The following is a 19,017-nucleotide window of genomic DNA, read 5'->3' as shown; positions in this document are numbered from 1 at the left end:
GAGCGAGACGACATCAATGAAGACCACATTACTGCGCTTTTCAGCGCCGTCGGGGTAGCTCACACCTCGCATTTTGAATCCCCCACAGACGACGTCCATATCAATAACAAATGGCCAATGAGCCATGTAGTTCGTATAACTTTGGAGAGCGCAGATGAAACACCTCAAAAAAACGGCTATCGCAATGGGCCTGGCCCAGATGACGATGATGCTGAGCGGCGCAGCCGTGGCCCAGACGACTGATGCACCTAAACCTGAAACCGCAGCTGCCGAACCGGTCGCGGTGATTGTAACCGGCCAGCGCGCAGCGCTGCAGTCGGCGCAGAAAATCAAACAGAACTCCGATGAAATCGTCGACTCCATCGTCGCCGAAGACATGGGCAAACTGCCGGACCGCTCGGTGACCGAGGTGCTGCAACGCGTGGTCGGTGTGACCATCGACCGCACCATGTCCAAGGGCGACCCGGAGCACTTCTCGGTCGAAGGTTCGGGCGTGTCGATCCGCGGCTTGAGCTACGTACGTTCGGAACTGAACGGCCGCGATTCGTTCTCCGCCAACGGTGGCCGTTCGCTGAACTTCGAGGATGTGCCACCGGAGCTGGTGTCCGGCGTGGACATCTACAAAAACCCATCGGCAGAGCAGATCGAAGGCGCTGTCGGCGGCTTGGTCAACCTGAAAACTGCCATGCCGTTCGATTACAAAGGCTTCAAGGCCTCGGTTTCGGCTGACCGTACCTGGTCGGAACTGAAGAAGGGCAAGACCTCGCCATCGGCATCGGGCCTGGTATCGAACCGCTGGAAAACCCCGATCGGTGAAGTGGGCGCCTTGCTGGACCTGGCTTATTCGGAAAGCGGTACCCGCACCGACGCGTTCCAGGTCGAGCCTTACTACCCACTGAAAGACGCCAAGGGCAACACCGTGTTCGTGCCGAAGGGCGCGCAATGGCGCACGCTGGAATTCAACCGCAAGCGCGAAGGTGCTTACGGCGCCTTCCAATGGAAGAAAGATGACTGGTCCAGCAGCGTGACCTACTTCAAATCCAAGTACCAGATGCAGTGGGACGAGCAGGCGATCTTCGCCCAGTCCAGCCCATACAACATCAAGGTTTCGCCGGACGCCACCTTCAACTCCAAGGGCGCGCTGCTGACCGGTACCCTGACCGATCCGACCGACGGCGGCATCAACTTCGGCGACGATACCCGTACCTCGAATCGCAAGTCCGATACCACCGATTTGTCGTGGAACCTGCGCTGGCGTCATGACAACTGGACCGTCACCACGGACCTCCAGCACATCAAGGCCACTACCCACAGCGTCGATTCCACCGTCGCCACCGGTGTGACCATGCCAAGCGAAACACTGGACCTGACCGGCAAAGTGCCGAAGATCCTGTTCACCGATGCCGGCCGCGCTTACCTTGCCGATCCAAAGAATTACTACTGGGCGTTCACGATGGAACACCTGGACCAGAGCAAGGCGAATGAAACCGCATGGAAGACCGACGTCAAATACGACTTCGATAACCCAGTGCTGCGCGATATCCGCTTTGGCGTGCGTCTGACCGACCGCGATGCGGTAACGCAGAACTCCAACCCAAGCTACAACTGGTCGGCCATCACCCAGCCTTGGCAGATCGGCTGGAACATCAGCGGCCTGGCGTATCTGGGTGATCCGCGCTTCAGCGGCAACACCAATCTGCACTCGTTCAATAACTTCTTCAACGGTGGCGTGTCGGTGCCTGCCGTGGTGTTCCCGAACGTCTCGCTGGCGCAAGGCTTCCCAGGCAGCTACGCACAGCTGCACACCTATCACGACATCCTGTGCCGCGAGGTCAGCCCAACCAACTCGTGCGCCCCATGGCAGCAGGCGACTTTCGGTCCGACCAACTATGCTGGTACCAACGACCAGTCGGAAAAAACCAAAGCGATGTACAGCCAGCTGCGCTTCGGTTGGGATGACCTGAAATATCCGATCGATGGTAACGTCGGCGTGCGCTATGTGAAAACCGATTCGTCTGCACGCGGCTACACCGTGTTCACCTCGACCGCACCTACCGGTGGTGTCCAGGTTGGCGTACCGGTGCCGAATATTGCGCCGTTCGCGCAGGTTCAAAACTACCAGAACGACTACCACAATGTGCTGCCTAGTCTGAACCTGCGCATGAAGGCCAGCGATACGCTGCAGTTCCGCCTGGCGATTGCCTCGGCACTGTCGCGTCCTGACTTCACGCAGCTGCAGGGCTACACCGAGTTGTCGGAATCGGCCAGCAGCTCGACCAATACTGCGACCGGTGTCACCACCGTCAACAGCGTAAGCCTGACGGGTAAAGGTTCGGGCAATCCGCTGCTGCGTCCTACCACCTCCAAGCAGATCGACTTGACGGCAGAGTGGTACTTCGCGCCGACTGGTTCGCTCACCATGGCAGTGTTCAACAAGCGCCTGAAAGATATCATCATCAATCAGAGCTACATCCAGCAACTGCCGGATACCGCTGGCAAACTGCATGACTTCACCGTTACCGGTCCAGTCAACGGCGCCAAGGGCCATGCGCGCGGTGTGGAACTGGCATACCAGCAGTACTTCGACAAGCTGCCAGGCGCGTGGTCCGGCCTGGGCGTGCAAGCCAACTTCACTTTCGTGGACAGCAAGCGCGATTTGTACAAGTCGGTGTACCAGAAATACTGCTCGGGCGGGAATACGGCGGACAACGTCAACCTGAATTTGAATGGTTGCGACACCGACGGTACGACCTTCGGCAATCTGCCGCTGGAAAACCTGTCGCGCCAATCGTATAACCTGGCGCTGTTGTACGACAAAGGCCCGATCTCGGCACGTCTGGCTTACAACTGGCGTTCGAAATCGCTGCAAGCAGTGAACGTCAACGGCACCCAAGGCACCGACGGCCTGGATTCCAATCCTGCCAGCCCGACCTACGGCCAGCACAATGTCGCATGGGCGCTGCCTACCTGGTCGGATGCTTATGGTCAGCTGGATGCATCGATGTTCTACAAGTTCACCGACAAGCTGCAATTGGGCCTGGAAGCACAGAACTTGACCGATTCGACCTACAAGCAGCTGATGCAGCAAAATGTCGGTATGATGGGTCGCGCGTGGTTCAAGACTGGTCGCCGCGTGGTCGCAAAACTGAGCTATGACTTTTAATTGAAAGGTTTTATCTAGATGAAGCAATCCGCCCGCCAGCTTGTTACCACCCTCAGTTTTATGATGGCCGCAGCTGGCGCGGCGGCCGCCTCGGAAATACCGCAGATCGTGAAGAAGGACGGCCGTTTCGCCTTGATGGTGGACGGCGCGCCCTTCGTCATCCTCGGTGGTCAGGCGCAGAATTCCAGTAACTATCCGCTGGCCTTGAACAAGGTCTTCGCGGCGATCAAGGACATGAATGCCAACACACTCGAAATCCCGGTGGCATGGGAACAGATCGAGCAGGTAGAAGGAAAATTCGATTTCAGCTACGTCGACACGCTGGTAGCTGAAGCACGCAAGAATAAAGTGAAGCTGGTGCTGCTGTGGTTCGGCACCTGGAAGAACACTGGCGCCAATTACGCGCCGGAGTGGGTCAAGTTCAATAATGCGCGCTTCCCGCGCATGGTGTCCAAGGACGGCAAGATCACTTACTGCCTGTCGCCGCAAGGCGAAGAGACGCTGAAGGCCGACAAGAAGGCCTTCGTGGCACTGATGGACCACATCAAGAAAATCGACGAGGCGCAGCGCACCGTCATCATGATGCAGGTCGAGAACGAAGTCGGCACCTACGGCTTTGCGCGCGACTACGCGCCGAAGGCGGAAGCACAGTTTAACCAGCCGGTGCCTGCCGTCGTTCTGGCGCATAAAAAATCCCCGGTACCACTGGCTGCCAGTGGCACATGGAAGCAGGTCTACGGTGACTACGCCGATGAGTACTTCCACGCTTACTCCATCGCCAGCTACATCGAGGAAATCGCCAAGGCTGGCCGCGCGGTCTACAACCTGCCGATGTACGTGAATAATTCGCAGCGCGATTCGACCGAAGATCCAATCAAGCCATGGCACGAGAACTTTGCCAGCGGCGGCCCGACCTACGACGTGATCGATATCTATCGCGCCGCCGCGCCGCATATCGATTTCGCCGGCCCGGATATCTATGGTCCGGACTGGAAAAAATTCACCGCCTCGCTCAATCACTTCCAGCGCAAGGATAATCCGCTGATGGTGCCGGAGATGAGCAACGCGCCGGAGTACGTGCGCTACACCTGGCTGGTGCTGGGCCGTGGCGCCATCGGTTTCTCGCCGTTTGGTATCGACTATGCGGACTACAGCAATTATCCGCTCGGCCATAAGGCCACCGATAAAACGATGGTGGAGCCGTTCGGAAAAATCTACGCTGCCTTCCGCCCGATGGAACGCCAGTGGGCCAAGTGGTCGTTTGAAGGCCGCACCTACGGCGTGGCCGAGGGCGACGACCGTCAGCCGCAAACCTTGGACATGAAAGGCTGGAAGGCCACCATCTCGTTCCGCGAGTGGCAGTTCGGCGAGCGCGAATACTTCAAGCACATCAAGGATCTGCCTGCAGGTACTGAATCGCCAAACGGCGGCGCGGCCATCGCGCAGATCAGCGACAATGAATTCATCATCATTGGCCAGCGCGCGCGCGTGAAGATCGATCATGCGGAAGGCAAGCCGTCGATGTGGGCGCGCGTGGAAGAAGGACACTACGACGCTGCCGGAAAATGGATCATGGAACGCAACTGGAACGGCGATCAAACCGACTATGGCCTCAACCTGACCGGCAACCCGGTAGTGTTGAAGGTGAAGCTCGGCACATACTAAAACTAAAAAAACGGAGACATCATGCGTATCAAAACTCTCGTCCCTGCGGCCGCCGGTGTGGCCGTGATGATGGCCGGTCACGCGCTGGCCGGTACTTTTGAAAAGACCGCCACCGGTGTTGTGGTCAAGCCTGACAGCGGCGCTGCAAAAGAAGTGCGGCTTGAGGTCATGGCCGATAACATCATTCACGTGGTGAAGCTCGATCAAGCCGGCAAGGCACTGAATCCATCGCTGATGACCGTGGCCGCTCCTGTTAGCGGTAACTTCAATGTCAGCGCTTCGGGCAAGGATAAAGTCACGCTTAAGGCGAAAAAGATTTCGGTGGCGGTGTCGCTGGCCACTGGCCAGGTGCAGTTCTTTAACGCCGCAGGTAAAGCCTTCCTGACGCAGGAAGCGGAAAGCATGGCGCCAACGTCGGTGGACGGCAAGCCGTTCCTCGCGGTGAAGCAAGGCTTTAATTACGGCACCAAGGATGCCTTCTACGGCTTGGGCCAGCACCAGAATCACCAGATGAATCTCAACGGCGAAGACGTGCTGCTGATGCAGCACAATATGGCGATTGCCGTGCCGTTCGTGGTCTCGGATAAAAACTACGGCGTCCTGTGGGATAACAACTCGATCTCGCGCTTCGGCGACGCCAAGCCGTATGCGTGGCTGAGCCGCGACCTGCAATTGACGGATGCAGATGGCAAGGCCGGCGGCCTCACAGCACGCTATTACGTTGGCGATAAGCTGGTGTTCACGCGCCAGGAAAAGGACATCGCTTACCAGTACCTGAAGGACGTGGCCGAGAACTGGCCGAAAGAAGCGGGCGATCCGAAAACGCCGGGATTGAAGGTGGTGTGGGAAGGATCGATGGCGTCGCCGAAAGCGGGCGTGCACAAGCTGCAGCTGTATTCGTCGGACTACGCCAGACTGTCGGTTGAGGGCAAGGAGATCATGGATGTATGGCGCCAGGGCTGGAATCCTTGGTATCACAACTTTGAAGTGAAGTTCGAGGCCAACAAGCCAGTCAAGCTGCATCTGGAATGGAAGCCGAGCGGCGGCATGGTGGCGATCACCCACAACGATCCGCTGCCGGAAGCGGAGCGCCATTCGCTGACCTTCTCGTCGGAAGTCGCGCAGAGTATCAACTACTACGTCATCAACGGCGAGAACATCGACAACGTCATCGCTGGTTATCACCACCTGACCGGGCAAGCGCCGATGATGCCGAAGTGGGCCTACGGCTTCTGGCAATCGCGCCAGCGCTACGAAACGCAGGAGCAGTTGCTGGGCGTACTGCGCGAGTATCGCAAGCAAGGCTGGCCGGTCGATAACATGGTGCAGGACTGGTTCTACTGGCCGCAAGATGGCTGGGGCTCGCACGATTTCGACAAGGCGCGCTTCCCTGATTCCAAGGCGATGGTGGATGAAGTCCACAAGTCCAACGCGCGCATCATGATTTCGATCTGGGGTAAGTTCTACGCCAACACCGACAACTACAAGGAGCTGGCAGCGAAAGGCTATATGTGGACCAAGAACGTCGAGAATGGCGATCTTGATTGGGTAGGTCCGGGCTACAAGAACAGCCACTACGATCCATATACGCCGGAAGCGCGCGACATTTACTATCGCCAGATGAAACCGAAGCTGGTGGATCTGGGCTTCGACGCGTGGTGGATGGATAACACCGAGCCGGATGTGCTGTCGAATACGCGTCCTGCCGATTTTAAAAAGTTGATCGGCCCGACCATTTATGGCGGCGGCGAGATCACCTTCAATCCGTATAGCCTGGTGCATACGGAAGGCTTCTACTCGCACCTGAAGAAGGACCAGCCGGAGAAGCGCCAGTTCATCTTGTCGCGTTCCGGTTTTGCGGGTATCCAGCGCAATGGCGCAGCTGTGTGGAGTGGTGATACGGCCAGCCGCTGGAACAATCTGTATGACCAGATCTCGGCGGGCGTGAGCATTTCCATGTCAGGTATCGCCAACTGGACGCACGATATTGGCGGCTATGCGCAGGAAACGCGCTTCCAGGTCGGCGACGTGGGCTCGGCGCAGGAGAACCGCAACACCGGTGCGAAGCAGGGTAATCCGGAAGACTTGAAAGAATGGCGTGAGCTGAATCTGCGCTGGTTCCAGTTTGGCGCGTTCTCGCCGCTGTTCCGCTCCCATGGTGAAGTGGTGAAGCGCGAGATTCACGAAATTTCGCCGCAAGGTTCGGCCATGCGTGAATCGATGGTGTGGTACGACCAGCTGCGCTATCGCCTGATGCCTTATATTTACTCGGCCGCTGCCGACATCCATTACGAGTCCGGCGCCATCATGCGCGGCCTGGTGATGGACTTCCCGCACGATGAAGCGGTGAAGGACATCAAGGATCAATACCTGTTCGGCCGCAGCATGCTGGTGGCGCCGGTGTATGTGTACGGCGCGCGCGAGCGCAGCGTGTACATGCCGAAAGGTGCGGACTGGTACGATTTCTATACCGGTGAACTGCACAAGGGTGGCAGCACGGCAAACATCAAGGCGCCGGAAACGCGTATGCCGGTGCTGGTGAAAGCTGGTGCTATCCTGCCTCTCGGTCCGGTAACGCAGTACGTGGATGAGAAGCCGGATGCACCGATCACGCTGAATGTGTACACCGGCGCGGATGGCAAATTTAGCCTGTATGAAGATGATGGCGTCAGCAACGGCTACCAGCGCGGTGAAGCCAGCCGCATACCGCTTAGCTACAAGAACGGTGTGCTGACTATCGGCGACCGCGTTGGCCAGTACAAGGGTATGGTGGCGAAGCGCCAGTTCAACGTACGCTTCATCAAGCCGGGCGTATCGAGCACAGACAATTTCGACGCCGCTGATAAAGTGGTGAACTATGAAGGCAAATCGATCACGGTGAAGAAATGAAGACACCTGCAGCGTTGTTGTTGATGGCGTTGGCCGGTGCAGCAAGCGCCGCCGACGTGCGCCATATCGTGGTGGATGCCGCCGCATCCACCACGCCGCGCGACCGTTTCGCTGACCTGTCGGTCGGCTCGGATTATCCGGGCACGCTGATACGTGACGATAGTCTCGCTCAGCTGAAGACCGCGAAGGACGAATTGGGCTTCCGCTACATTCGCTTCCACGCCATCTTCCACGACGTGCTGGGCACGTACAAGGAAGTGGATGGCAAACCGGTGTACGACTGGACCAAGCTCGATTACCTATACGACCGTTTGTTGAAGATGGGCGTGAAGCCGTTCGTGGAATTGGGCTTTACGCCGCTGGCCATGCGTAGTTCGGACCTGAACATCTTCTACTGGAAGGGCAATACCTCGCATCCAGATCCGAAGAAATGGGCCGCGCTGGTGGACGCGTTTGTGCGCCACGCGCAGGACCGCTACGGCAAGGAGGAAGTGCGCTCGTGGTTCTTCGAAGTGTGGAACGAGCCTAACCTCGACGGTTTCTGGGAGAAGGCGGACCAGAAGGTGTACTTCGAATTGTTCGACATCAGCTCGCGCACCATCAAGGCGATCGATCCTGCGTTGCGCGTAGGCGGTCCATCGACGGCTGGTGCAGCTTGGGTGCCGGAGTTCCTGGCGCATGTGAAGGCTTCCGGCTCGATTGCGGATTTCGTCACTACGCACACCTATGGCGTGGATGGCGGCTTCCTCGACGAGAATGGCAAGGACGACACCAAGCTGTCGCCATCGCCAGACGCCATCGTGGGCGATGTGCGCAAGGTGCGCAATGAGATGAAGGCTGCCGGTCATGGCGACATGCCGCTGTACTTTACCGAGTGGAGCACCAGCTACACGCCGCGCGATCCTGTGCACGATTCCTACATCAGCGCACCGTATATTCTGAGCAAGCTCAAAGCCACCGAAGGCATCGTGCAGGGCATGAGCTACTGGACTTACAGCGATCTGTTTGAAGAGCCGGGTCCACCGACCGCGCCGTTCGAAGGTGGCTTTGGCCTGATGAATCCTCAAGGCATACGCAAGCCGTCGTGGTTTGCCTACAAGTACCTGAACCAGTTGGGCGACGCTGCCATCAAGACGGCCGATGCGCAAAGCTACGCGGCCAAGGATGAACGTGGCGTACAGGTGCTGGCGTGGGACTTCCAGACGCCGAAGCAAGGACGTAGCAATCGTGGTTTCTACACCACTGTGCAGCCGACACGTGATGGTGCGCCAGTGAGCGTGGACCTGAAAGGCTTCAAGCCGGGCGCGTATGCGGTTAGCGTTTACCGCACCGGCTTTGAAGCGAATGATGCGCATACGGCTTACCTGAAAATGGGATCGCCGAAGACGCTTACGCCGAAACAGGTAGAGCGCTTGCAGGCCTTGACGACGGATAGGCCGCAAACCAGCACAGTGCGCGTGCCGGCATCGGGCGCGGCATCGGTGAAAGTGAAGATGCGCGTCAACGACATTGTGCTAATCAGGATTAATCCGCAATGAAGCGATTGTTGTTTGCTGCGGCGCTGGTCGCTGCCAATGCCTCCGCAGCGCCGGACCTGACTTTGCGCTACACGCAACCTGCGCCGGATACGGCGGCGGGCTGGGAGAAGGAAGCGCTCCCGATCGGCAATGGCCGCATCGGCGCGATGATCTTCGGCCAACTGGCGCGCGAGCGCTTGCAGTTCAATGACATCACGCTATGGACTGGCGATGATAAGGCGATGGGGGCCTACCAGCCGTTTGGCGATGTGTACATCAACCTGCCGGGACACGAGCAGGGAACGACGGCATATGCGCGCAAGCTGGATCTGGCGCGCAGCCTGCACACGGTAAGCTATACGCACAACGGTGTTCAGTTCAAGCGCGAGGCGCTGGCGAGTTATCCGGCGCAGGTGATTGCAGTACGGCTGACGGCGAGCAAGCGAGGACAGTACACTGGCTCCATCGAGCTGACGGACATGCATGGTGCGCAGATCCGCGCGCAAGATGGGCACATCGTTGCAACCGGCGCGCTGCCGAATGCGATGCAGTACGCGAGCCAGGTGCAGGTGCTGAATGAGGGCGGCAAGCTGGCGGTGGAGGGCGGCAAGATTACCTTCACCGGCGCGGACGCCATCACGCTGATCCTCGGCGCGGGCACCAGTTACGTCAACGATTCCTCCCGCCGCTTCAACGGCGAAGCACCGCTGCAGCGTGTGGCGGCGCAAGTCGCCGCCGCAGCACGCTGGCCGTCGCTGTTGGGGGCACATGAACGTGATTACGCCGCACAGTTTAAGCGCGTGGCGGTGGACTTTGGAGATGCGTCTGCCGTACGCCGTGCACTGCCGACCGATCAACGCATCGCGGCGTACACCGCCGACGGCAAGGATCCAGAACTGGAAGCGCAATTCTTCCAATTCGGCCGTTACCTGCTGATCTCCAGTTCGCGCGGCTCGCTGCCAGCCAACCTGCAAGGCTTGTGGAACAACAGCCTCACGCCGCCGTGGAATTCGGACTACCACACCAACATCAACATCCAGATGAATTACTGGCCTGCCGAACCGGCCAACCTGTCCGAACACGCCAAGCCGTTTTTCAACTTCGTGCAAGGTGTGGCGCCGGTGTACCGTAAGCTGGTGGCCGACACCGCAGCGCAAGCCATTGCGCATCCGGAGTCGGTGCAAATGTCGCAGCCGGACCTGAGCGGTGAAGCAGTGCAGCGCGAAGAAACCTTCGTCAGCAAGGCCGGCAAGCCAGTACGTGGCTGGACCGTGCGCACTGAATCGAATCCATTCGGTGCAATGGGCTACGTGTGGAACAAGACTGGCAATGCCTGGTACATGCAGCACTTCTGGGAGCACTACGTCTACACGCAGGATAAAGTCTTCCTGCGTACCGTTGCTTACCCGATGATGCAGGAAGCCGTCGCCTTCTGGGAAGACTACCTGAAAGAGCTGCCGGACGGCCGCCTGGTCGCGCCACTTGGCTGGTCGCCAGAACACGGTCCGATAGAAGATGGCGTCAGCTATGACCAGGAAATCATCTGGGACCTGTTCAACAACACCGTGGAAGCTGCCGACGCCTTGAGCGATACGCAATACCGCGATCGCATCGCCGCCATGCGCGACAAGCTGGCCACGCCGGGCATTGGCAGCTGGGGGCAACTGCTGGAATGGATGGACGAGAAAAAGGACAAAGTGCTTGATACGCCGGGCGATACGCACCGTCACGTGTCGCACCTGTTCGGCGTCTTCCCCGGCCGCCAGATCTCGCCGACCAAAACGCCGACACTGGCTGCAGCGGCGCGTAAATCGCTGGAAGCACGCGGCGATGCAGGCACCGGCTGGTCGATGGCATGGAAGACCGCTTACTGGGCGCGCCTGTTGGACGGCGACCATGCCTACAAAATGCTGCGCGGCCAACTCGCCAAACCGGGCGCGCGCGCTGCGCAGCAAGCCAGCCAGGGCACGGAGAGTAACAACGCCGGCGGCACATATCCCAACATGTTCGACGCTCATCCGCCATTCCAGATCGACGGTAATTTCGGCGCCACGGCAGCGATGTGTGAAATGCTGCTGCAATCGCAGACCGGCGAAATCCATTTGCTACCAGCGTTGCCGTCGGCTTGGGCCAATGGTTCGATCAAAGGCCTGCGCGCACGCGGCGGCTATGAAGTGGACCTGAGCTGGACAGACGGCAAGCTGACTGCCGCCACCATTCGTCGTACCGCCGGCGAGGGCGCAGGCGTGGTGCGCTACGGCGACAAGGTGGTGCCGCTCAACCTGAAAACCGGCGAGAGCAAACAATTCGGAAGGAGCTTGTAATGCGTTTGTTGCTTGGTGCTTTTCTACTGGTGCTGGGTAGCCAGTGCGTTGCGGAGCCGACGCAGGTTCAATACCTGAGCGGAACCGACAAGGACCATCGCGTTGAGTGGGACTTCCATGTCAACGGCGGCCGCAATAGCGGCGAGTGGAAAAAAATTCCTGTGCCGTCCAACTGGGAGATGGAGGGCTTCGGTTCTTATCGCTACTACAGCGACTGGCAGAAGGATCCTGCACCTGACAACACCGGCATCTACCGCCACCAGTTTAACGTACCCGCCACGTGGCGCGGCAAGCAGATTGAGATCGTGTTCGGCGCGGCGATGACGGACACGCTGGTCAAGATTAATGGGCAGGCCGCTGGCCCGGTGCATCAAGGCGGCTTTTACGAGTTCCGTTATGACGTAACGCGCTTACTCAAATCTGGCGAAAGCAACCAGCTGGAAGTGACGGTGAACCGCTACTCGGCCAATGCCTCGGTCAACCGCGCCGAGCGTACTGCCGATTTTTGGCTATTCAGTGGCATCTACCGGCCGGTGTGGCTGGAGGCGAAACCGCTTGCCAACATTGAACGCATCAGCCTTGATGCACGCCACACGGGTGATTTTGATGCCGACGTGTTCCTGTCCGGTGCGAGCAACGGCAAGGTTAACGCGCGGGTCACCACGTTGGCTGGTACGCCGATCGGCAAGGAGATGAGCGCGGAGGTTGTCGACGGCAAGGTGCACTTGCATGGACGTGTTGAACGCATCGTGCCCTGGTCGGCGGAGAATCCGCAGCGCTATCAGGTGCGCTTCGAGTTGCTTAGCGGCGGCAAGACGGTGCATGAGGTCAGCAAGACTATCGGCTTCCGCACCATTGAGCTGCGTCCGCGCGATGGCGTCTACGTCAATGGCCACAAGGTGCGCTTGAAAGGTTCGAATCGTCATTCGATCTGGCCAACCACTGGCCGTACCACCAGCAAAGCCATAAGTTATCAGGACGCGAAGCTGATGAAGGAAATGAATATGAACGCGGTACGCATGTCGCACTATCCGCCGGATTCGCATTTCCTCGACGTGGCCGATGAAGTAGGCCTGTACGTGATTGACGAGTTAACCGGCTGGCAGAAGGCTTACGATACGGACGTTGCCACGCCGCTGGTGAAGGAGCTGGTACAGCGCGACCAGCATCATCCGTCGATTCTGTTCTGGGCCAATGGTAATGAGGGCGGCTTCAATCGTGATCTTGATCGCTTGTTCGGCGATTGGGATGTGCAAAAGCGGCCGGTGATCCATCCATGGGAAAACTTCGGCGGCATCGACACCGCGCACTACCCGACATACAACTGCTGCGCGACTTCGCTGTTCAATGGCCGCGATGTGTTTATGCCGACTGAGTTCCTGCATGGCCTGTACGACGGCGGCGCCGGCGCTAGCTTGAACGACTGGTGGAACGCGATGCTGGGCAATCCGCTCAGCGCCGGTGGTTTTATCTGGTCATTTATCGATGAGGGTATTGTGCGTGACGACCATAATGGCGTCGTTGATGTCGCGGGTAATCAGGCGCCAGACGGTATTGTTGGTCCGTATCGCGAAAAAGAGGGCAGCTTCTTCGCGATCAAAAAGATCTGGTCACCGGTGTATTTGCCGCTGTCGGAAATGGCTTCGTTGCCGCCGACGTTTGACGGTGCGGTCACGCTGGAGAATCGCTATGACTTCACCAATCTCAATCAGCTCAAGTTCAGCTGGCAGCTGGTGCGCTTTGGCCGCGAGGCAGGGCACACTGTGACGGCGCAAGGCAGCGCGAAGGCGCCGGACGTTGCTGCAGGTATGCGTGGCGTGACCAGCATCGCTTTGCCACGCGACTGGAGCAAGCAAGATGCTTTGTACTTCACCGCCACCGACCGCAATGGCAGGGAGGTGTACACGTGGTCCTGGATGATCGCCAGCCCGCAGCAAATCGCCGAGCAAATGACGGCGCGCGGCGTGGCCGCAACGCCGGCCGAGCAGGCCGAGCTGGCCGACGGCTATCGCTTGCAAGCAGGCGCAGTGAGTGTCGTCATCGACAAGGCGACTGGCTACCTGCGCGAACTGAAACAAGGCGACGTGGTCGCACCACTGACCAACGGCCCGCGCCTCGTTGCAGGCAAAGCGGAACTTAAACGCATACAAGCCACGCGTGATGGTAACGACGTGCTGGTTTCCGCCGAATACACCGGCAACCTGCGCAAAGTGAACTGGCGCTTGACGGCGGCTGGGCGCTTGAGTGTCAACTACGGCTACAACATGGAAGGCAGCCGTTATGTCGACGCGTTGGGCGTGACCTTCGATTATCCTGAAAGCGAAGTGAAGTCCATGCGCTGGTTGGGCCGTGGCCCTTACCGCGTATGGAAGAACCGCACGCAGGGCGTGGAGTTCGACGTCTGGCAAAAGGACTATAACGACGCCGTCACCGGCCTGTCGTGGAACTACCCTGAATTCAAAGGCTTCCACGACAAAGTGTATTGGGCCAAGCTCGCGACCAGAAACCTGCCAATCACCTTCATCAACCACGCCGACGATATCGCACTGCGCGTGTTCACGCCGAAGGAAGCAAGCGGTGAAGGCTTCGAACCGAAAGGAACGCACATCGACTTCCCGCCCGGTGACATCTCCTTCCTCAACGCGATACTCCCGATCGGGACCAAGTTCAATCCGCCGGGAGAGCTGGGACCATCAGCCCAGCAGGCGCGCACGCCTAATTTGGGCATCTGGCTGGAGAACACCATCGACATCGTTATTGGAGAAGCCACTTCCGATAACGGCGGGTGAGCTGGCTGGCGCGGAACTGGTCGGTAATCAGCGTCCACAGTGGACTGAGGCTGCCGCCGCTATTACCGCCCGCGCCGAGCGCGCGCATACGGCGGCGCACCAGCGCCATCGTGGCGATGCTGCCGAGCGTCTTGTCTTTCCAGTTCACCGGAGCAGGCGCCGCGTTCAGGGCGTTACCGGCGCGCCAGTGTTTCGGCAGGTCCGGCGCGACCGATAGCGCGGTTGCGATCCCCACCAGCGCAATGCCGCTCGCCAGCACCTGTTCCGCAATCGCCGGACGCGTGATACCGCCGGTAGTCATCACCGGCATGCGCGCGACGGCGGCCAGCGCCTGGGCAAATTCGAGGAAGTAGGCTTCGCGCGCCAGTGTGCGGCCATCTGCCGTGCGGCCTTGCATGGCGGGGCTTTCGTAGCTGCCGCCGGACAGTTCGATCAAATCCACCGGCAGCTCGTTCAATAGCAGCACCACTTGCCGCGCATCGTCCTCGGAGAAACCACCGCGCTGGAAGTCGGCCGAATTGAGTTTGACGGCGACGCTGAAGCCAGCGGACACGCGCGCCCGCACCGCGCGCACCACTTCCAGTAGCAAGCGGGCTCGGTTCTGCAGGCTGCCACCCCATTCATCGTCGCGCCGATTGGTCAGCGGCGACAGGAATTGCGACAGCAGGTAGCCGTGCGCCGCGTGTATCTGCACACCGTTGAAACCTGCTTGTTCGGCCGCATATGCAGTGTCGGCAAAACGCTGAATGACCTCTGCGATATTTTCTGCGCTCATGGCCACAGGCTGCGCGAACAACTTACTGTGCTTGCCAAGGTCCAGCGCCACGGCGGACGGCGCCCACGCCAGTCCGCCCATATTTGCCATGACCTGGCGGCCCGGATGATTAATCTGCATCCAGACCTGCCCACCGTTCGAACGCGCGGCTTTTGCCCACGCTTTGAACGGCGCCAGTGGCGTATTGGCTTCCAGCGCGATGGTGCCGGGGCCAGTCAGCGCGCGGCTGTCGACCATCACGTTGCCGGTGATGAGCAAGCCGGTGCCGCCTTCGGACCAGCGCTGGTACAGACGCTGGATGGCGACGCCGGGCAGTTGGCCAGGTTCGGCCAGGCTTTCTTCCATGGCGGCCTTGGCGAGCCGGTTGGGCAGGGTGCTACCGTTGGGCAGCGTGAGTGGTGCGAAGAGCATAGTGATTTCCAAATTGGTGAAGGAGATGAGCTATGCTAGGATTAAAGCTCACTTTAAGGTCAAGCGAAAAATGAAAATTGGTGAATTGGCCGAGCGCTCGGGCATTGCGGCATCGGCGATCCGGTATTACGAGCAGGCGGGCCTGATGCCCAAGGCCGAACGCGGTACCAATGGCTATCGCGCGTATGGCGACTCCGCGCTGGAGCGCATCAATTTGATCCAGATAGGGCAGAAGCTGGGCTTTACGCTGGAAGCGATACGCGCCGTGATGGCGCTGGAAGGTGATGCGCTGCACGAGGGCCTGATGAAGAACCTCGATGCGCGCTTGCAGGATATTGACCAGATGATGCAGTCCTTGGCCGAGCAGCGTACGTCGCTGCTGGAGACCAAGGCCCAAGTGCAGGCGACATGGGAAAGGGGCGAGTGCCCCAATAGCCTTTAGGATAAAGTGACTTCAGCGCCGTTCACAAAGTCGATGATGGCCGGGTTGACCACATCGCCATGGGTGATAGGCCCCATGTGGGCGCAGCGCATTTGCAGGGCGGTGGCGTTGGGCAGGTGTGCACCCAGCTGCTCGACCAACAAGCGAGTCGAGGCCGGGCTGCGTTCACCGGCCATCACCAGTGATGGCATGGTCAACATGGACAAATCCGCCAACGTTGCCTGTTCGCCCAGCAGCGCGTCGAAGTCGAGGCGCACCTTGGCGATTTGCGCCATCATCTTCTCTTGCGCGGGGTGCGGAGCATTATCGAAAGCGCCCGGACGATTCCAGTAATCGATGAAGATGCGGGTCGCATCACGGTCGTTGTCGCAGGCTTTGATGCGGCCTACCACGCCGACGATTTCCTGCTTGGCGGGATGCGTGGCAGGCAGTAGGTGGAAGGCCACCGGCTCGAACAGCGTGAGCGACAGCACGCGCTGCGGCATACGGCGCGCCATGTGCAGCGCGCAGGCGCCGCCGAAGGAGTGGCCGATCAGGTGGAATGCTTCGCCCGGCTCCAGTTCGGAGGCGGTGGCGGCGATGACCGCGTCCACTTCGTGCGCCAGCGTATGGATATAATCCTCGCCAGTATCGGCGGCGGCAGGGAAGGGCGAGGCGCCGTAGCCTTGCAGGTCGACAGGGATGCAGCGGTAAGCATCACCCAGTTGCGCCTTCAGCGGCGACCACTGGGACTTGGAACTCATGGAGCTATGCAGCAGGATGACAGCAGGTTTCATTGCCAGGCAAAGTTAAAAAAATTGAAGCGCAGATTATACCGGGTTGTGTGGTCTATACCACGCCAGCGGTTTTTTCGAGTGGGACAGGAGTACAGTAGAAGCTATGAATAATTCTAAAAAAGTCGCCGGCTTGGCAGGTCTCGCCAGCGTCCTGTGGATGGGTCTTACCGCAGCAGTAGCCGCGAACCAGAGACGGCTAGTGTTCAATGCACTGGGCAGCAAGCGCGAGGTTCTCAAGCCTTATAGCAGCGGCCATCGCACCCGTCCTATTGTGGTGCGGGCCAAAGACGGCACGCGCCTGTCCGGCTGGCTGATGACGCCACCGGTGAAGGGCCCGCATCCGGGGGTGGTTTATTTCGGCGGACGTTCGGAAGAAGTATCGTGGGTGGCGCGCGACGCCGGCAGGCTATTTCCCGGCATGGCGGTGCTGGCGGTGAACTACCGCGGCTACGGCGATTCGCATGGCGATCCGGCGGAAGAACATTTCGTTGACGATGGCCGCATGCTGTACGACTGGCTCAGTGAACGCCATCACGTCGATCCGAAGCGCATGGCGGTTGTTGGCCGCAGCCTCGGTTCCGGCGTAGCGGTGCAGGTGGCGATGGAGCGCGACGCCAATTCCATCGTGCTGATTACGCCGTACGATTCCATCCTCGCCATCGCCAAGCGCAAATTCAAGGCGATTCCGGTGGAGTATGTGCTGCAGCATAAATTCGAATCGATCAAATACGCGCACCAGCTCAAGGCGCCGACCTACGTGCTGCGCGCGGCGGTGGACGACATCGTGCCGCATTCGCATACCGACCTGCTGGTGGAAAAACTGGGGGCGCTGCATGCGGACGAAATCGTGCCCGATTCCGACCATATCAACATCCCCTATCTGGAATCCACGCAAGCGCGCATCGCCAGTTTCCTGGCCAGCCGGTTTAATGCTTAGCAGAGAGTTGATGGTGCAGGCGGCGCAGGCCTAGCCACACGGCGCCGATCACCAGCGGTACCGCGATGCCGGTCATCAGGTCCGGATTGACCGGCAGGCTGCTGGCCTTCAGCGCCTTGCCGACGTAGCCCACCAATCCCAGCGTGTAGTACGAAATCGCCGCTACCGACAGGCCTTCCACCGCTTGCTGCAAGCGCAGTTGCTGGGCCGCGCGCGCATCCAGCGATTGCAGGATCTTGCGATTCTGGTGTTCTTGCTCGATGCCGACGCGCGTGCGCAGCAAGTCATTGGTGCGGGCGATCCGTTTTGCCAGCCCTTCCTGCCGCAGCGCCACCGAGGTGCAGGTGTTCATCGCCGGGGCCAGACGGCGGCCCATGAATTCCGCCAGCGTCGGCGTGCCTTCGATACGGATCTCGCGCAGCTCCTGGATGCGCGACTGCACCAGATTGAAATAAGCCTGCGACGCCGCAAAGCGGTAGCTGTTGTTGACCGAGATTTTCTCCAGCTGCGCAGCGAGGCTGGTAATCCGGTGCAGCATGTCCTGATCGCCGTTGGACTGGTTCTTGACCAGCGTGGCGGTCAACTCGGCCAGCTCGTTCTCGATGCCGTTCAGCGCTGGCTGCGTGGCTTCTGCTTGCGGTAGACCGAGCAGCACCATCATGCGGTAGGTTTCAATTTCCAGCAGGCGGCCGACCAGGCGGCCCGGCTGGAATTCGCGCAGGTGCAAGTCGCGCACCACGAAACGGCTAAAGCCATCGGGATGGATCAGGAAGTCGGTCCACACTTCGGCGTTGCCGCCGGCGCTACTGCCCACCAGCGATTTGCCTTGATACAGTTCGCGTATGCCTTCCGCGAAGCTCGCATCGTCGGCCGCGCCTTTACACAGCAAGACGTGGGCGGCGACGATGATTTTTCCATGCAGGCCTTCCAGCCATTCCTGTGGCACGTGCTGCAATGGCATGCGGTCGAAGGCGGCGCGGCAATCCAGATCAGGATCGCCGTGTTCGACGAAGGTGTAAGTCGCGAACTCGGTGTGGCATTCCCATTTCAGGCGGAAGCGGCCGAAGTCGTGGAAGAAGTAGCGCGCTTGTGGATGCGGTCCGGCCACGCCGTAGTGCACACACAGCTGCTCCAGTATCTGGTGCTGGCTGCTGCGGTGGTTCTGGCGCGAGGGCTGGTCCTGCTGAAGATAGAGCGCGAAATGCGTGAGGCTTTCCGGCGCCTGCATCTGCAGGAAGGGGCGCGAGTGGATTTCAGCCGATAGCGGCACCCGCATGGAGTGATTCAGCTTGGCGAAATCGGCGTTGGCACGATAGGCGAGCGACATGG

11 protein-coding genes are annotated in these 19,017 nt (G+C 59.6%); 8 read left to right on the top strand and 3 right to left on the bottom strand.

Annotated elements, in window-relative coordinates; translation table 11 throughout:
* Positions 1 to 154 precede the first annotated feature (154 nt).
* Genes GTP46_RS19445 through GTP46_RS19420 form a run of 6 tightly spaced genes read left to right on the top strand, consistent with a single transcriptional unit; the run spans position 155 to position 14,347 of the window.
* Positions 155 to 3,163, top strand: coding sequence for a TonB-dependent receptor (locus tag GTP46_RS19445; protein ID WP_161008276.1), 3,009 nt, complete (start codon positions 155 to 157; stop codon positions 3,161 to 3,163).
* Positions 3,164 to 3,181: 18 nt separating this feature from the next.
* Positions 3,182 to 4,828 (top strand): DUF5597 domain-containing protein, encoded by a 1,647-nt coding sequence (locus GTP46_RS19440; protein WP_161008275.1) that lies wholly within the window; start codon positions 3,182 to 3,184, stop codon positions 4,826 to 4,828.
* A 21-nt stretch (positions 4,829 to 4,849) separates the two neighbouring features.
* The gene (locus GTP46_RS19435) at positions 4,850 to 7,717 is read left to right on the top strand and encodes a glycoside hydrolase family 31 protein (protein ID WP_161008274.1); all 2,868 of its coding nucleotides are present in this window, start codon (positions 4,850 to 4,852) and stop codon (positions 7,715 to 7,717) included.
* Positions 7,714 to 9,255, top strand: a complete 1,542-nt coding sequence (locus GTP46_RS19430) for a GH39 family glycosyl hydrolase (RefSeq protein WP_161008273.1) — start codon at positions 7,714 to 7,716, stop codon at positions 9,253 to 9,255. The genes GTP46_RS19435 and GTP46_RS19430 overlap by 4 nt, the downstream gene beginning before the upstream one ends.
* The gene (locus GTP46_RS19425; RefSeq protein ID WP_161008272.1) at positions 9,252 to 11,558 is read left to right on the top strand and encodes a glycoside hydrolase family 95 protein; all 2,307 of its coding nucleotides are present in this window, start codon (positions 9,252 to 9,254) and stop codon (positions 11,556 to 11,558) included. The genes GTP46_RS19430 and GTP46_RS19425 overlap by 4 nt, the downstream gene beginning before the upstream one ends.
* Entirely contained in the window at positions 11,558 to 14,347 is a 2,790-nt protein-coding gene (locus tag GTP46_RS19420) for a glycoside hydrolase family 2 TIM barrel-domain containing protein (protein ID WP_161008271.1), read from the top strand. The genes GTP46_RS19425 and GTP46_RS19420 overlap by 1 nt, the downstream gene beginning before the upstream one ends.
* Here the strand turns inward: GTP46_RS19420 and GTP46_RS19415 are convergent.
* Positions 14,313 to 15,533: an NADH:flavin oxidoreductase/NADH oxidase family protein gene (locus GTP46_RS19415; protein WP_161008270.1), complete on the bottom strand. Its 1,221-nt coding sequence runs from the start codon at positions 15,531 to 15,533 to the stop codon at positions 14,313 to 14,315. The two genes, GTP46_RS19420 and GTP46_RS19415, sit on opposite strands and share 35 nt — an antisense overlap.
* A 70-nt stretch (positions 15,534 to 15,603) precedes the next feature.
* Between GTP46_RS19415 and GTP46_RS19410 the strand changes: the two genes are divergently transcribed.
* Positions 15,604 to 15,975, top strand: a complete 372-nt coding sequence (locus tag GTP46_RS19410) for a MerR family transcriptional regulator (protein WP_161008269.1) — start codon at positions 15,604 to 15,606, stop codon at positions 15,973 to 15,975.
* On the opposite strand, the gene GTP46_RS19405 is transcribed toward GTP46_RS19410, so the two are convergent.
* On the bottom strand, positions 15,972 to 16,751 hold the full coding sequence (locus GTP46_RS19405) for an alpha/beta fold hydrolase (RefSeq protein ID WP_161008268.1): 780 nt from the start codon (positions 16,749 to 16,751) through the stop codon (positions 15,972 to 15,974). The two genes, GTP46_RS19410 and GTP46_RS19405, sit on opposite strands and share 4 nt — an antisense overlap.
* A gap of 103 nt (positions 16,752 to 16,854) precedes the next feature.
* On the opposite strand from GTP46_RS19405, the gene GTP46_RS19400 reads away from it, so the two are divergent.
* Positions 16,855 to 17,688: an alpha/beta hydrolase gene (locus GTP46_RS19400; RefSeq protein ID WP_161008267.1), complete on the top strand. Its 834-nt coding sequence runs from the start codon at positions 16,855 to 16,857 to the stop codon at positions 17,686 to 17,688.
* Here the strand turns inward: GTP46_RS19400 and GTP46_RS19395 are convergent.
* Complete coding sequence (locus GTP46_RS19395; RefSeq protein ID WP_161008266.1) at positions 17,678 to 19,015, bottom strand: DUF3422 family protein; 1,338 nt, start codon at positions 19,013 to 19,015, stop codon at positions 17,678 to 17,680. The genes GTP46_RS19400 and GTP46_RS19395 overlap by 11 nt on opposite strands.
* Positions 19,016 to 19,017: the final 2 nt, after the last annotated feature.

The organism is Duganella flavida (assembly GCF_009857445.1).
In the GTDB taxonomy this organism is placed as follows: Bacteria; Pseudomonadota; Gammaproteobacteria; order Burkholderiales; family Burkholderiaceae_D; genus Rugamonas; species Rugamonas flavida.
The sequence above is the reverse complement of the archived record's forward strand: the minus strand, read 5'-3'. Positions and strand labels throughout refer to the sequence as shown.

Bases quoted from the DNA above. Each gene is read 5' to 3' on its own strand.
- GTP46_RS19445 (WP_161008276.1), top strand. From the start codon at position 155: ATGAAACACCTCAAAAAAACGGCTATCGCAATGGGCCTGGCCCAGATG.
- GTP46_RS19440 (WP_161008275.1), top strand. From the start codon at position 3,182: ATGAAGCAATCCGCCCGCCAGCTTGTTACCACCCTCAGTTTTATGATG.
- GTP46_RS19435 (WP_161008274.1), top strand. From the start codon at position 4,850: ATGCGTATCAAAACTCTCGTCCCTGCGGCCGCCGGTGTGGCCGTGATG.
- GTP46_RS19430 (WP_161008273.1), top strand. From the start codon at position 7,714: ATGAAGACACCTGCAGCGTTGTTGTTGATGGCGTTGGCCGGTGCAGCA.
- GTP46_RS19425 (WP_161008272.1), top strand. From the start codon at position 9,252: ATGAAGCGATTGTTGTTTGCTGCGGCGCTGGTCGCTGCCAATGCCTCC.
- GTP46_RS19420 (WP_161008271.1), top strand. From the start codon at position 11,558: ATGCGTTTGTTGCTTGGTGCTTTTCTACTGGTGCTGGGTAGCCAGTGC.
- GTP46_RS19415 (WP_161008270.1), bottom strand. From the start codon at position 15,533: ATGCTCTTCGCACCACTCACGCTGCCCAACGGTAGCACCCTGCCCAAC.
- GTP46_RS19410 (WP_161008269.1), top strand. From the start codon at position 15,604: ATGAAAATTGGTGAATTGGCCGAGCGCTCGGGCATTGCGGCATCGGCG.
- GTP46_RS19405 (WP_161008268.1), bottom strand. From the start codon at position 16,751: ATGAAACCTGCTGTCATCCTGCTGCATAGCTCCATGAGTTCCAAGTCC.
- GTP46_RS19400 (WP_161008267.1), top strand. From the start codon at position 16,855: ATGAATAATTCTAAAAAAGTCGCCGGCTTGGCAGGTCTCGCCAGCGTC.
- GTP46_RS19395 (WP_161008266.1), bottom strand. From the start codon at position 19,015: ATGTCGCTCGCCTATCGTGCCAACGCCGATTTCGCCAAGCTGAATCAC.